Annotated in this window: 11 protein-coding genes; 8 read left to right on the top strand and 3 right to left on the bottom strand. The window is 73.4% G+C overall.

Annotated features, from left to right (window positions below):
* Positions 1-68 precede the first annotated feature (68 nt).
* A complete protein-coding gene (locus tag FB470_RS16270; RefSeq protein WP_306992477.1) occupies positions 69-1,574 on the top strand; it encodes a DNA-3-methyladenine glycosylase 2 family protein in 1,506 nt (501 codons plus the stop codon).
* A gap of 20 nt (positions 1,575-1,594) precedes the next feature.
* Complete coding sequence (locus FB470_RS16265; protein WP_306992475.1) at positions 1,595-2,104, top strand: methylated-DNA--[protein]-cysteine S-methyltransferase; 510 nt, start codon at positions 1,595-1,597, stop codon at positions 2,102-2,104.
* Positions 2,105-2,108: 4 nt separating this feature from the next.
* Here the strand turns inward: FB470_RS16265 and FB470_RS16260 are convergent, their stop codons facing one another.
* Entirely contained in the window at positions 2,109-5,072 is a 2,964-nt protein-coding gene (locus FB470_RS16260) for an AAA family ATPase (protein WP_306992473.1), read from the bottom strand.
* Positions 5,069-6,220, bottom strand: coding sequence for an exonuclease SbcCD subunit D (locus FB470_RS16255; protein ID WP_306992470.1), 1,152 nt, complete (start codon positions 6,218-6,220; stop codon positions 5,069-5,071). Before FB470_RS16255 ends, FB470_RS16260 begins: the two co-directional genes overlap by 4 nt.
* Positions 6,221-6,384: 164 nt before the next feature.
* On the opposite strand from FB470_RS16255, the gene rmuC reads away from it, so the two are divergent.
* Positions 6,385-7,302, top strand: coding sequence for a DNA recombination protein RmuC (gene rmuC, locus FB470_RS16250; RefSeq protein WP_306992468.1), 918 nt, complete (start codon positions 6,385-6,387; stop codon positions 7,300-7,302).
* Positions 7,303-7,457: 155 nt separating this feature from the next.
* Positions 7,458-8,612 (top strand): DUF6542 domain-containing protein, encoded by a 1,155-nt coding sequence (locus tag FB470_RS16245; RefSeq protein ID WP_306992466.1) that lies wholly within the window; start codon positions 7,458-7,460, stop codon positions 8,610-8,612.
* A gap of 989 nt (positions 8,613-9,601) precedes the next feature.
* Here the strand turns inward: FB470_RS16245 and FB470_RS16240 are convergent.
* Positions 9,602-10,546 carry a 4-hydroxy-3-methylbut-2-enyl diphosphate reductase gene (locus tag FB470_RS16240; RefSeq protein WP_306992464.1) on the bottom strand — a complete coding sequence of 315 codons (945 nt, stop codon included), beginning with the start codon at positions 10,544-10,546 and terminating at the stop codon, positions 9,602-9,604.
* Between the two features lie 135 nt (positions 10,547-10,681).
* Here FB470_RS16240 and FB470_RS16235 point away from each other — a divergent pair, with 135 nt between their 5' ends.
* Genes FB470_RS16235 through FB470_RS16220 form a run of 4 tightly spaced genes read left to right on the top strand, consistent with a single transcriptional unit; the run spans position 10,682 to position 13,151 of the window.
* Positions 10,682-11,296: a lipid droplet-associated protein gene (locus tag FB470_RS16235; RefSeq protein ID WP_306992462.1), complete on the top strand. Its 615-nt coding sequence runs from the start codon at positions 10,682-10,684 to the stop codon at positions 11,294-11,296.
* A complete protein-coding gene (xseA, locus tag FB470_RS16230) occupies positions 11,293-12,531 on the top strand; it encodes an exodeoxyribonuclease VII large subunit (protein WP_306992460.1) in 1,239 nt (412 codons plus the stop codon). Before FB470_RS16235 ends, xseA begins: the two co-directional genes overlap by 4 nt.
* Before the next feature lie 3 nt (positions 12,532-12,534).
* On the top strand, positions 12,535-12,927 hold the full coding sequence (locus FB470_RS16225) for a hypothetical protein (protein ID WP_306992458.1): 393 nt from the start codon (positions 12,535-12,537) through the stop codon (positions 12,925-12,927).
* On the top strand, positions 12,924-13,151 hold the full coding sequence (locus tag FB470_RS16220) for an exodeoxyribonuclease VII small subunit (RefSeq protein ID WP_306992456.1): 228 nt from the start codon (positions 12,924-12,926) through the stop codon (positions 13,149-13,151). Before FB470_RS16225 ends, FB470_RS16220 begins: the two co-directional genes overlap by 4 nt.
* Positions 13,152-13,232: the final 81 nt, after the last annotated feature.

The raw sequence follows: 13,232 nt of genomic DNA, 5'->3' as shown, positions 1-13,232 counted from the left end.
GCCGCCCGTTCACGGCCATGTCGGATTTCCGCCAGTCGGGCGGCTGACCTGCTGGCAGTATCGAACGCATGACAGCCACCGCCGCACCAGCCGAGCAGGCGCTCTGGCGTGACACCGAGCGCTGCTACCGCGCGGTCACGTCACGCGACGCCCGCTTCGACGGCCAGTTCATCACGGCCGTGCGCACGACCGGCATCTACTGCCGGCCGTCCTGCCCGGCGCTGACGCCCCGCCAGGAGAACGTGCGGTTCTACCCGACCGCGGCGGCCGCGCAGGCCGCCGGCTTCCGGGCGTGCCGGCGCTGCCTGCCCGACGCGGTGCCCGGCTCGCCCCTGTGGAACGTGCGCGCCGACCTGGCCGCCCGCGCGATGCGGCTCATCGCCGACGGCGTCGTCGAGCGCGAGGGCGTGCCCGGCCTGGCCCGCCGGCTCGGCTACTCCGAACGGCAACTCGGCCGGGTCCTGACCGCCGAACTCGGCGCAGGACCGCTGGCCCTGGCCCGCGCGCACCGCGCGCACTCGGCGCGGCTCCTGATCGAGCTGTCCGAGCTGCCGCTCGCCGACGTCGCGTTCGCCGCCGGGTTCGCCAGCGTCCGGCAGTTCAACGACACGATCCGCGAGGTCTTCGCCCGCACCCCGTCCCAGCTGCGCACGGCCGCCGCCACGGCGCGCCGCCGGGCGGGCACCGCCGAGCCCGACGCGGCCACGGCAGCCGGGACGCGCCTGTCCCTGCGCCTGCCGTTCCGCCCGCCGCTCGACGCCGCCGGGATCCTCGGCTTCTTCGCCGCCCGTGCGGTGCCCGGCGTCGAGTCCGCCGACGACCACCGCTACACCCGCACCCTGCGGCTCCCCCACGGCGCCGCGTCGGTGACGTTGACCCCGCAGGACGGGCACGTGCGCTGCGACCTGCAGCTCGCCGACGTCCGGGACCTCGGCGCCGCGGTCACCCGGGCCCGCCGCCTGCTGGACCTCGACGCCGACCCCGAGGCCGTGGCGCGCGTGCTCGGCGCCGACCCAGCGCTGGCCCCCGCGGTCGCCGCGACCCCGGGCATCCGCGTCCCCGGCGCCGCCGACGGCCCGGAGCTCGTGCTGCGCGCGATGCTCGGGCAGCAGGTCTCGGTCGCCGCCGCCCGCACCGCCGCGGCCCGGCTCACCGCCACGCTCGGCGACCCGGTGCCCTGGCAGAACGACATCCTGCTGTTCCCGACCGCCGAAGCGGTCGCCGAACGCGGCCACGAGGTGCTCCGCGGACCCAAGCGCCGCATCGACGCCATCCTCGGCGCCGCCGCCGCGCTCGCGTCCGGCGACGTCGACGTGCACGTGGGCCGCGATGCCGGCGAACTGCGAGCCGAACTGCTCGGGCTGACCGGCGTGGGCTCCTGGACGGCCGACTACGTGCTGATGCGCGTCCTCGGCGCCCCCGACGTGCTCCTCACGGGCGACCTGGTGCTCCGCAAGGGCGCCGCAGCCCTCGGCATCGCCGACGACATCCCGGCCCTCACCGAACGCGCACAGGCCTGGCGACCCTGGCGGTCCTACGCCGGCATGTACCTGTGGCGCTCCAGCCAAGCCTGAACCCCGTAAGGAGAACCGACATGAGCATCGCCCACTGGTCCACGACCGCCACCCCCGTCGGCCCGTTCACCGCCATCGTCGCGAGCGACGGCGCCGTCCTGGCCTCGGGCTGGACAGCCGACCTCGACACACTCACTCCCCAGATCTCCCCCTCCCTGCGCCCGTCCGACCTGAAGGAGAAGCGGGACCTCGGTGCGGTCAGCACCGCGGTCCGCCGCTACCACGAGGGCGAGCTCGACGCGATCGACGACGTTCCGGTGCGCCAGCGCTCGGGCGAGTTCCTGCAGCACGCGTGGGACGTGCTGCGCACGGTGCCCGCCGGCAAACCGGTCACCTACACCGAGTACGCCGCGCTCGCCGGCCGTCCCGCCGCCATCCGTGCCGCGGCCTCGGCCTGCGCCCGCAACGCCGCGGCGCTGTTCGTGCCCTGTCACCGGGTGCTCCGCATCGGCGGCGCACTGGGTGGCTTCCGGTGGGGCGTCGACGTCAAGCGGTGGCTGCTCGACCACGAAACCCCTTACCGCGATTGAGAAGTCACGCCATCTGCAGCTCCAAACTCGATCCGGTGCGGGACTTGCGCACTCGCAACCGGGTCGGGATCCGCTGCCGCAGTTCCTCCACATGGGACACCAGGCCGACCACCCGGCCGCCGGCCCGCAGCTCGTCGAGGATGTTCATCACCACGTCGAGGGTCTCGGAGTCGAGCGTGCCGAACCCCTCGTCGACGAACAGCGTGTCCAGCAGCGAGCCGCCGGTCTCCGCCGCGACCACGTCGGCCAGCCCGAGGGCCAGCGACAGTGACGCGAGGAAGGACTCCCCACCGGACAGGGTTTTCGCCGGCCGGATCGTGCCGGAGAAGTCGTCCAGCACGTCCAGGCCCAGGCCGCCCCTCGTCCCGCGCGATCCGGCCTCGTCGGAGTGCACGAACGAGTAACGCCCCTGGCTCATCGTCTGCAACCGCGCCGTCGCGGCGATGGCCACTTCTTCCAGCCGGGCCGCCAGGACGTACGACCGCAGCGACATCTTCCGCGCGTTCTGCCCGCGCCCGTTGACCACGTCGGTCAGCGCGTCCAGCTCGGCGAACTCCTCCTCGAGCGGGCGCAACCGCTCGGTGGCCGCCGCCAGGCGCTCGGCCAGCGTGCCGAGATCGCGTGCCCGTGCGGTGGCCGACCGCAGCATGGCGACCGCGGACTCCGCCCGTTCCCGTGCGCCGTCGGCGTCGGCCTTCGCCGACTCGACATCGACCTCGTCGTCCGGAGCCACGCCGAACAACTCGGGCTCGTTCAGGGTGGCCCGTGCCGCTGCCTCGGCCTCTCCCGCTTCGGTCAGCCGTGCCTCCAGGGCCCGGACCGTCGATTCGTCGCGGGCGGCGGCCCGCATCTGGTCCACCGTCTCGAAACCGGCCCGGCTCAGCGCTTCCGCGACCTCCGCCCGCTGACGCTCGAGCTGTTGGGCGGCGCTCGCGGTGGCCGACCGCGCGTCCGCCAGCGCGTCCAGCGCCTGCACCAGTCCCGTCAGGTGCGCCCGCCGGGCACCGACGTCCGGGTGCTCGCCCCTGGCCTCGTCCAGGCGCCGGCGACGCTGGTCGACCCGCTCGGCCAACGCCTTGGCCTGCGTCTCGGCGGCCGTGGCGGCCTGCAGCGCCGCGGACAGCTTCTTCTCCAGCTCCCGCTGCTCGGTCTCGGCCTCCTGCGCCTGCTTCGCGAGCGGAGCGCGTTGCCGCGCCAGCCCCTCGAGGCCCGCGATCTCCTTGTGCAGCGCCGAAAGTTCGTCATCCAACTGCGCACCGGTTCGCCCGCGGAGCCGCTCGCGCAGAGCGGCCAGCGTGGTCTCGGCGTCGTGCTTGGCCTTCTCCGCCTGCTTGCGGCGCTGCTCCGCCCGGGATTCGGCCTCCTCGGCCGCCTGCTCCTGTTCGGGGGCGACCGCCTCGGGCGCCACCATCGCGGGCGCCGGGTGGTCACACGATCCACACACCGGGCACGGCGACCCGAGCGTCAAGCGCGCTGCCAGCTCGGCGGCCATCCCGTCCAGCCGCCACCTGCGCAGCTGCTGGAAGTGCTCGCGCGCCTCCTGGTGCTCGTCAATCGCCCGGCGAGCCCGGGCGTCCGCGTCCGCCGCGGCACGCTCGGCCGCGGGCAACCGCGCCGCGTCGCGAGCCGCGGCGGCCAGTTCGGTCTCCCGCTTGCGGATCTCGCCGAGCTTCGCCTCGGCGTCGATCGCCGCGTCCAGCCCCTCCCGCAGCTCACGGGCGCGCTCCGGGATGCCCGCCAGCTTCTCGCCGAGCACCTCGGCGCGGGCGCGCGCCTCCCTCGCGGTTTCCGTGAACCGCACGACAGCCTGCTCGTCCAGGACCTGCTGCTCGGCCTCGGCGACGAGCCCGGCCAGCGCGCCGGCCTCCTCCCGCAGCCGGCCGGACAGCCGGCGCAGCTCCGGGGTGTCCACCTCGGCGTCGGCGAAACCCGTTGCCGCAAGCGCTTGCGCCCTGCGCTGCTCCACACGTCGGGCCTCGTCGAGCTGGGTGGCGCAGCGATCCGCCTGGGCGGCGACGCCCACGACGGTGGCCGCCCGCCGGGCGGCCCGCAGTTCCTCAGCCCAGCGGTCCCGCTCCTCCTGCTGTTCCGCCAGTACCGCCAGTCGCTGGTGCGCTTCCCGAACCCGGCGTACGCGGTCGGCCGCCGCCTGCCGCTCGCCCAGGAGGGCATCAGCGGCTTCGCGTTCCGCACGTGCTCGCCGCTCAGCCTCCCGCGCCTGCTCCACGGCCAGCCGGATGCGCTGGCTGGTGCGCGTAACCCAGCCGGCGACGTCCTCCTCCGGCACGTCCTCCCCGGCCACCTGGGCGAACCGCGCCGTCAGCACCTGCAGGTCCTGCCGCCGCTCCTCGAGCTTGCGGCGCTGTTCCACCCGCCGCTCCCGGAACCAGGCCTCGACATCGGCGAACCGCTTGGTGCCGAACAGCCGCTCCAGGAGCTTCTCGCGCTCGTCGGTGTCCGCGCGCAGGAACCTGGCGAATTCGCCCTGCGGCAGCAGCACCACCTGGAAGAACTGCTCCGCGCTCATCCCGAGCAGCCGCTGCACGGTGCGGCCGACCTCGTCGATCCTGGTCAGCCCCTCGGCCGGCTGCCCCGCGGGCGGCTCACCGACCCACCGCAGAACCGCCTTCGCCTGCTGGGTCGTGGTGCCCTCGCCGCGCCGCTTCGGGCGCTGGTACTCGGGGCTGCGCGACAGGCGCAACCGCTGCCCTTGGACCGTCAGCTCCAGGACGACCTCAGTCGGGTCGTCGGGCCCCGCCAGGTCACAGCGCAACCGTTTGACCTGCCCGCGCGCGCCGGGAACCGTGCCGAACAACGCGAACGCGACGGCGTCGAGGAGCGTCGTCTTGCCCGCGCCGGTGTCGCCGTGCAGGAGGAACAGCCCGTCGGCGCCCAGCGCGTCGAAGTCGACGACCTCGCGTGCCCGGTACGGGCCGAACGCCGCCACCTCCAGCCGGTGCAGTCTCATGCCGCGTCCTCCTTGCCCGCCTTCTCCAGCGCCGCCCGCAGCAGGCCGGCCTCGCGTTCGTTCGGCGGCGCGCCGCGGCAGTCGTCGAGGAAGCCGCGCGCGATCTCCTGGTCCGACCGCCCCCGCACCCTGGTCGCGTAGCGCAGCGCGGACGACGTCTTCCCGTTCTCCGGCTGCCAGTCCAGGTGCACCGTGTGCGGGAACCGCTCGCGCAACAGCCTCATCGCGTCCACCGGGCGCACCGCGTCGGTGAGCGTGACCGAGAGGTAGCAGTCGACCAGCTCGTCGTGCTCCGGATCGGCCAGCACGTCCGCCAGACGACCAGTGATCTTCGCGAGCCGGCGCGGAACCGGCAGCTCGTGACGCCGCACCTCGGCCAGGCCGGAGGCGTCGAGATCGACGATCCACACGGATTTCCGTTGCAGCGCCTCGGAGAACGAGTAGGCGACCGGGCTTCCCGAGTAACGCAGGTGCTCGGCGAGCGTCTGCGGCCCGTGCAGGTGCCCCAACGCGACGTAGTCGACGCCGTCGAACACCGAACCCGGAACCTGTTCGACACCGCCGACCGCGATGGACCGCTCCGACTCGGTCGCCGCGCCCCCGGTGACGAACGCGTGCGCGAGCACGACCGACCGCGTGCCCGCGGCGCGCTCGGCGAGATCCGCCCGGACGCGGCGCATCGCCTCGGTCAGCACGCCCGTGTGCCCCCGGGCGCCGGTGACGCCGAGGGCGTGGCGCGCCGGTTCCGGCTCGAGATAAGGGATGCCGTAGATCGCGACCGGCCCGTGCGCGTCCTCGAGCAGGACCGGCCGGTCGATCCGGTCGATCGTGGTGCGCAGGTGCAGACCGCCCGCCGCCGCGAACTCGCCGAAGGCACCCAGCCGGGGCGCGGAGTCGTGGTTGCCCGACGTGAGGACCAGTTCCGCGCCCGCCCGCCGCAGCCGGCTCAGCGCGCGGTTGGCGACCCCGACCGCCTCGGCCGACGGCACGGCGCGGTCGTAGATGTCGCCCGCGACGAGGACGACGTCGACCCCCTCGGCGACCACCAGGTCCGCGAGGTGCGCGAGCACGGCGTCCTGCTCGGCGAGCAGGTCCAGTCCGTGGAAGGTGCGTCCGACGTGCCAGTCGGAGGTGTGCAGGAGTCTCACGTGGCCCAAGTTAGGAGGGGGGTACGACAGAATCCCGCCGACACACCGCAGACGTTCACCCGAACGTGTGTTCGGTGCGGATCGGGACGGGCAGGCCCCGTTTTTGTCGGTGCCCTCCGTCATGATGCGGTCACGTTGTCGACGATCAAGAAAGGAGGGCGGCATTGGCCTCCACCGTGATCAGCACGGCAGCCGTCGCGATCGCCCTGGTCCTGGTCGTGGCGGTCGTCCTGCTGTGGCGCCTCTACGGGGACAGCATGCGCCGGGCGGACGCGGCGGCCCGGCAGGTCGAGGCCGAGCGGTCACGCGTGGACCAGCAGCAGGCGGCACTGCGCCGCTACGAGGTCGCGTTCGCGTCGATCAGCGGCCGCGGCGAGCTGGGCGAGCAGGTCCTGGCGGAGACGGCGCGCGCGCTGGGGCTGCGCGAGGGGCTGCACTACACCCTGCAGACGGATCTGGCCGGAGGTGGCTCGGCCAAACCCGACATGGTGTTGCGCGTGGGCGGCGACCGGGCCGTGCCGGTCGACGCGAAGGCGAGCCTAGCCTGCTGGGCGGAAGCGGTCGAGACCGACGATCCGGACGAACGGATGGACGCGTTGCGGGTCCACGTCCGCAACCTCCGCTCGCGGGCGGCGGAGCTGGCGGGCAAGGGGTACCAGCGCTGGGCGGACGCGATCTACGGCACGGTGATGTTCGTACCGTCGGACGCGGCCGTGGTGGCGGCGCTGGACACCGATCCCGAGCTGCTGCGCTGGATGCTCGACCGGCGGGTGTTCCTGTGCGGTCCGACCGGGTTCGCGGTGGTGGCGTCGGCCGCGCTGTTCGCCGCGAGCGACCGGGCGGTGGTCGAGGACGTCGAGCGGGTGCGGGCCGGCGCCGCGGCCGCGCACCGGGCGGCGGGCAACGCGATCGATGCGCTCAACCTCAGCAGCACCCACCTCCAGCGGTTCCTCTCGGCCCGTCGCCGTGAGCTCGACGCACTCGAGGGGTTCCGGACAGCGGTGACACCCCTGTCGGACGCGGCCGCGAGCCCGACCGAGGTGGCCGCCGTGCGAAGGGGGGACGAGATCGCCGCAAGCTAGCGAAAAACGTGCGTTACCAGCGCATTACCAACAGGGTCGCGGTGCGCGAAATCGCTGATCACGACGGGTGCGACGGCCACTGAGGCAGTGGTCTGAACCGCGTCCCCGCGGGATGGGGCACCGGTGACGGCTGCTACAGGTTACGGTGTTGCTTCGTGACCGCCATTCCCGATCGCCGGAGCGACTCCGACGCCGACGACTCCGCCGTGCCGTGGGACCAGCGTCCCATCGGTGGGGAACGCCGGGGCTTGCCGTGGTGGGGCGCCGTGCTCCTCGCCTTCGGGCTGGCGGTGATCGGCGCGGTCGTCGATATGCAGATGCAGAACACGCTCGGCTGGCTGTTCAAGGGCGCGTACTTCGTCGGGGCGGTCGGCGCGGTGTGTGCCGTGCAACGGCGGAGCCTGTTCGGACCGATGGTGCAGCCCCCGTTGATCCTGGGGGTCACGGTGCCGGGGGTGGTGCTGCTGGTGTCCGGGCTGCCGGACAACAGCGACACGTTGTCGAAGGCGCTCGCGGTCGGGACGCCGCTGATCAACGGCTTCCCGACGATGGCGATCACCACGGCGTGCACGCTGGTGCTGGGCATCGTCCGGATCTACCGCGAACGCGACCCGGACGCGAAGCCCAAGGCCGGCGACGACAAGCGTCCCGGCGGGCGAGGTGATGCGCCGCGGGGGCGTCGTCCCGCTGACGGTCGTGGTGCGGCCGGCGAAGGCCGTTCCGGCGGTCCGGAGGGACGTGCGGGCGGGGCTGCGGGTGCCGTCGCGGCGGGCCGTGCCGGCGGCCGGCGTCCAGGGCGGCGTGCCCCCGAGGACGAGCCCGGTCGTGGCCGCGCGCGTCGCGGTGCGGATGACGAGCCTCGCCGCGGTCGCCGTGGTGGGGAGGACGATCCGCGCTCGGCCGGTGGGCGCCGTGGCGCGGAGGACGATCCGCGCTCGACGGGTGGCCGTCGCGGCGCGGCGGATGACCTGGGCCCGGCAGGTGGCCGTGGCGGCGCCGGGGATGCCGGGCGTCGTGGCGGCAGGCGCCGCGGCGCGGACGACGATCGGCGCGGTGCCCGCGGTCCGGCGGAGGACGACCCGCGCCGGGCCGGAAAGACGCCGCCCCCGGGCCGCCGCCCGCGGCAGCGCGGTGGGCTGCCACCCGAGGACGCCCGCGGCGGCGAGACGCGCGCGGGAGGCCCACCGGCGGCCGACCGCCCCCGCCGAGTGCCCCCGCGCTCCGGCGACCCACGCCAGGACCCGCGCCGAGCGCCCGAAGGCCGCCGCGGAACACCGCCACGCCGCCGTCCCTGGGACGACGACACCTGAGCAGTGCCCTGGCACGGCCAGGCCCGCAGGCATCGTCCAGAAACGACGACGCCCGGGCAGGCAACGAGCCCGGACAGACCTGGGAACGAGAGCGTGGCCCGGCATTGCGCCTGGAACGAGAGCGTGGGCCGGCACTGCGCGAGGGACGACGTCGACCAAGCGCGACTCCCGGACGGACGACACCCGGCAGCCTCTCGCCACGGACGAGGAAGTCCGGGATACGCGCCTTCGCCTTCGTTGGGATGTGGAAGTCCGCCGCGCGACGGCGGCTGGCAGGTGCTGCCTCTGGGGGAGAACACCGGTCAAGGCTGCCCGAGGGCCGCCCCAGCTCGCCCCTTCGAACCCACGACCAACACCACGACGGGTCGTGCCTGGAGTCACGGAGCCGATGGGGCCGTCGCCACCCCAGGCCTCTGCGGCAGCGACCGTTCCGTCCACCATGGACGAGCGTCGTATCAACGTGCAACGAGGGGGCGCCCATAGCGGCGCCGCCAATCGATCACTTCAGCACTGCCCACAAAGGACATCCCCCGGGGATGAACACAGCGCAAGGCACCGAAGAGCAGGAATCTCCACTCACGCCTGCTCACGCGGCCCTACACCGCTCACACGCCGCAGGCAACTCCGCTCACAACTGACGCAGCTCCCGCTCACACGCGCGGCCACGAACATTGCTCCGCCGCGCCCCAAACACCGCTCACACCACGCCGCCAGGAACGCCGCTCTTACGGGGCCCAAGTCCGTTCACACGCCGCCAAGAACGCCGCTCACGCGCCGCCGGCAACCCGGCTCAGTCGCGGCCACGAACGCCGCTACCGCCCGACGCAGCCCCCGCCCATCAACGGCCCAGCTCCGGCTCAGTCCCGGGCACCAACGCCGCTAACACGCGGCACGACACCGCTCAACCGCCGCCGGCAACGCCGCTCACCTGGACTCAACTCCGGCATACCGCCGCCCGGCAACGCCGCTAACACGCGGCGCAACTCCGCTCACACGCCGCGCAGCTCGCGGGGCAGCGCGAAGGCGATTTTCTCGTTCGCGGTGGTCACTTCCTGCACCTCGCCCCAGCCGCGGTCGGCCAGCCAGGCCAGCAGGTCCATCACCAGCACGTCCGGCACCGAGGCACCGCTCGTCACGCCGATCGTCCCGACGCCGTCCAGCCAGGACTCGTCCACCTCGCGGGCGTAGTCGATCAGGTGCGCGTCCCGCGCGCCGGCCTGCTTCGCGACCTCCACGAGCCGCTGGGAGTTGGACGAGTTCGTCGAGCCCACGACCAGCACGAGGTCGCACTCGGGGGCCATCGCCTTCACCGCGGTCTGCCGGTTGGACGTCGCGTAGCAGATGTCGTCGCTCGGGGGGTCCGCCAGTGTCGGGAAGCGGTCCTTGAGCTGGTTGACCCGCACCATCGTCTCGTCGACGCTCAGCGTCGTCTGCGACAGCCACACCACCTTGGACGGGTCGCGCACCTCGACCTTCGCCGCGTCCTCCGCCGTGTCCACCAGTTGCACGTGCGACGGCGCCTCACCCGCGGTGCCCTCGACCTCCTCGTGCCCCTCGTGCCCGATCAGCAGGATGTCGTAGTCCTGACCGGCGAACCGGTTGACCTCCTTGTGCACCTTCGTCACCAGGGGGCACGTCGCGTCGATCGTGCGCAGGTTGCGCTCCTCCGCCTCCGCGCGCACCGCCGGGGACACGCCGTGCGCCGAGAACACCACAAGCTCACCCTCGGGCACCTCGGACGTCTCCTCCACGAAGACGACCCCGCGCTCCCGCAGCCGCTCCACCACGTGCCGGTTGTGCACGATCTCCTTGCGCACGTACACCGGCGGTCCGTACAGCTCCAGGGCCTTCTCCACGGCGACGACGGCGCGGTCCACGCCAGCGCAGTAACCGCGCGGCTTGGCCAGCAACACACGCTTGGAGACAGCAGTCATGCCTCCAGGGTACGGGCCGGGCACGCCCCGCACCCGGCCCCCACCGGGCCACCGCCACGCCGATTCTGTGCGTCCGGTCACCTCCCGCGGTCGCGCCGGTTGGGCTCAACCGCCCGAGTGCGGCACGCTGTACCCATGAAGCCACTCCCGCTTCCCCTCCGCGTCGCGGCGGGCCTGGCCGTGACCGCCGCCGAACGCGCCCGCGACCTGCCGAAAACCCTGCTCGGCCTGCCGGTCACGGTGATCTCGGGCGTGCTCCAGTTCTCGATGCGCATGCAGCAGCACGTCACCGAGCTGGCCATCAAGGGTGACGACGCGCTCGCCGCGCTGCGCCCCGTCGAGGAGGAGCCCAGCTGGGCGACCTTCGACGAGGACCTCACCACCCCCCAGCCGGCCGCCGAGACCGTCGCCGAAGAGCCCCGCACCAACGGCCACCGCCCGGACGCCGTGCTCGCCGACGTCGGCGACAGCCCCTGGGAGCAGGAAGAACGCGCCCTGGGCGAGGACCACGCCGAGGGCGAGTTCGACAGCCCGGACAGCGGCGAAGGCCCGCTCGGCCTGGGCAACTACGACGAGCTGACCCTGCCGCAGCTGCGCGCCCGCCTGCGCCGCTTCTCCCTCGAGGAGCTCGAGGAGCTGCTCGCCTACGAGCGCGCGCACGCCAACCGCGCGCAGTTCGTCGGCATGCTGGCCCGCCGCATCACCAACGTGCAGCGCGCCAACGCCGCCGAGGACGCCGACGCGGAGTGAGCGCCGAACCCACCAGCGCCGAGAACCCGTGGCCGGTCCGCACGGTCGCGCGCAAGATCGCCGAGTGGATCAACCGGCTCGGCCAGGTCTGGGTCGAGGGCCAGGTGACCCAGATCAACGCCCGCCCCGGCACGTCGACCGCGTTCCTCACCCTGCGTGACCCGGCCGCCGACGTGTCCATGACCGTGACCTGCCCCACCGGCCTGCTGCGCGGCATCGACCCGCCGCTGCGCGACGGCGCCAGCGTGGTCGTCTACGCCAAGCCGACGTTCTACCTGGGCCGCGGCACCATCTCGCTGCGGGCCACCGAGATCCGCGCGGTCGGGATCGGTGAGCTGCTCGCGCGCATCGAACGCCTGCGCCGCCTGCTGGCCGCGGAGGGTCTGTTCGCGAAGGAGCGCAAACGTCGTCTGCCGTTCCTGCCCAAGGGCATCGGCCTGATCACCGGGCGCGCGTCGGCCGCCGAGCGGGACGTGCTGGTCAACGCGCACAACCGCTGGCCTGCCGCCCCGTTCCAGGTGGTCAACACCGCGGTGCAGGGCGTGCAGGCCGTGCCGCAGATCGTCAAGGCGCTGCGCATGCTGGACGCCGACCCGTCGGTCGAGGTCATCGTGATCGCGCGCGGCGGCGGCAGCGTCGAGGACCTGCTGCCCTTCTCCGACGAGACACTGTGCCGCGCCGTCGCCGCCGCCCGCACGCCCGTGGTCAGCGCGATCGGGCACGAACCGGACACCCCGCTGCTGGACCACGTCGCCGACGTGCGCTGCTCGACCCCGACCGACGCGGGCAAGCGTGTCGTGCCGGACGTCAAGGAGGAGTCCGAGCGCGTCCGGCAGATGCGCGACCGCGCCCGCCGCGCCCTGCACGGCTGGGTCGACACCCAGTGCCGCCTGCTGGACCAGCTGCGCAGCCGCCCGGTGCTGGCCGATCCGATGGGCCCGGTCAACCGCCGCGCGGATGAGATCGAGCTGCACCGGGAACGCGGCCGCCGCGCGATGCTGAACCTGGTCTCGCACGAGCAGGCCGCGATCTCCGGCGCGCGCGGCAGGCTGACCGCGCTCGGCCCGGCCGCGACGCTCGAGCGCGGGTACGCGGTCGTGCAATATCACGACGAGGCAGGCAACCTCCAGGTGCTCCGGCACATCTCCGAAGTGGCGGAGGGAACTCCGCTGCGCGTGCGCGTCGTCGACGGAGCGGTGCATGCGGTGACGAAGTCCACCGAACCAGGAGAGTAGGCCGTGCTGAGCAGCCCCAGGTTCCTCCCGCTCACCACCGACGCCGCCGCGCGAGCCGGCGCCCGCGCCGTCCTCCACCACGCCGGTGCGGCCGAGGCCGCGGCCGGCGCGTGCTGGGTCTCGCTGCTGGCGGGGTGTTCGGTGCCGGGCCGCTGGGACCTGGACGCGCGGCTGCGCAGCCTGTCGGAGGCGACCTCGGCGTACGTGGGCACGAAGTGGTGGTTCAACGAGGGCGCACCGCACCGCAGGCGGGTGGCGCAGGCCCAGGGATCCATCGAACTCGCGATCACGGAAGGTGACGGCCAGGAGTTCGCCACCGCCTTCGCCGGGTACGACCACGCGATGGCCAGCGCGGTAGTGTGCGCTCGTCGACCCGCGAGGAGCACAACCCGGTGACCGAAGAACTCGGCTATGAACAGGCCCGCGACCAGCTGATCGAGGTGGTCCGCGAGCTGGAGGCGGGCGGTCTGTCCCTGGAGCAGTCGCTGACGCTGTGGGAGAAGGGCGAGCACCTCGCCAAGGTCTGCGAGCGTCACCTGGAGGGGGCGCGCGAGCGCATCGAGGACGCGTTGAAGTCGGTCGAGGACACCGACGGCGCCACCAACGGCGACGAAGGGTGACATTCACCATCGGCACATTGCCCTGCGAGCGCGCGCGAGTCTGAGAGAATCGTTACCCGCGCCAGCACCTACCTGGAGGGC

Source organism: Amycolatopsis thermophila (assembly GCF_030814215.1).
Lineage (GTDB): Bacteria > Actinomycetota > Actinomycetes > Mycobacteriales > Pseudonocardiaceae > Amycolatopsis_E > Amycolatopsis_E thermophila.
Note: the sequence above shows the minus strand (reverse complement) of the source record. Positions and strands in the feature narration are given on the sequence as shown.

What these genes read in the sequence shown, in the direction of transcription:
- FB470_RS16270 (WP_306992477.1), top strand. Translation starts at nt 69, where the DNA reads ATGACAGCCACCGCCGCACCAGCCGAGCAGGCGCTCTGGCGTGACACC.
- FB470_RS16265 (WP_306992475.1), top strand. Translation starts at nt 1,595, where the DNA reads ATGAGCATCGCCCACTGGTCCACGACCGCCACCCCCGTCGGCCCGTTC.
- FB470_RS16260 (WP_306992473.1), bottom strand. Translation starts at nt 5,072, where the DNA reads ATGAGACTGCACCGGCTGGAGGTGGCGGCGTTCGGCCCGTACCGGGCA.
- FB470_RS16240 (WP_306992464.1), bottom strand. Translation starts at nt 10,546, where the DNA reads ATGACTGCTGTCTCCAAGCGTGTGTTGCTGGCCAAGCCGCGCGGTTAC.
- FB470_RS16235 (WP_306992462.1), top strand. Translation starts at nt 10,682, where the DNA reads ATGAAGCCACTCCCGCTTCCCCTCCGCGTCGCGGCGGGCCTGGCCGTG.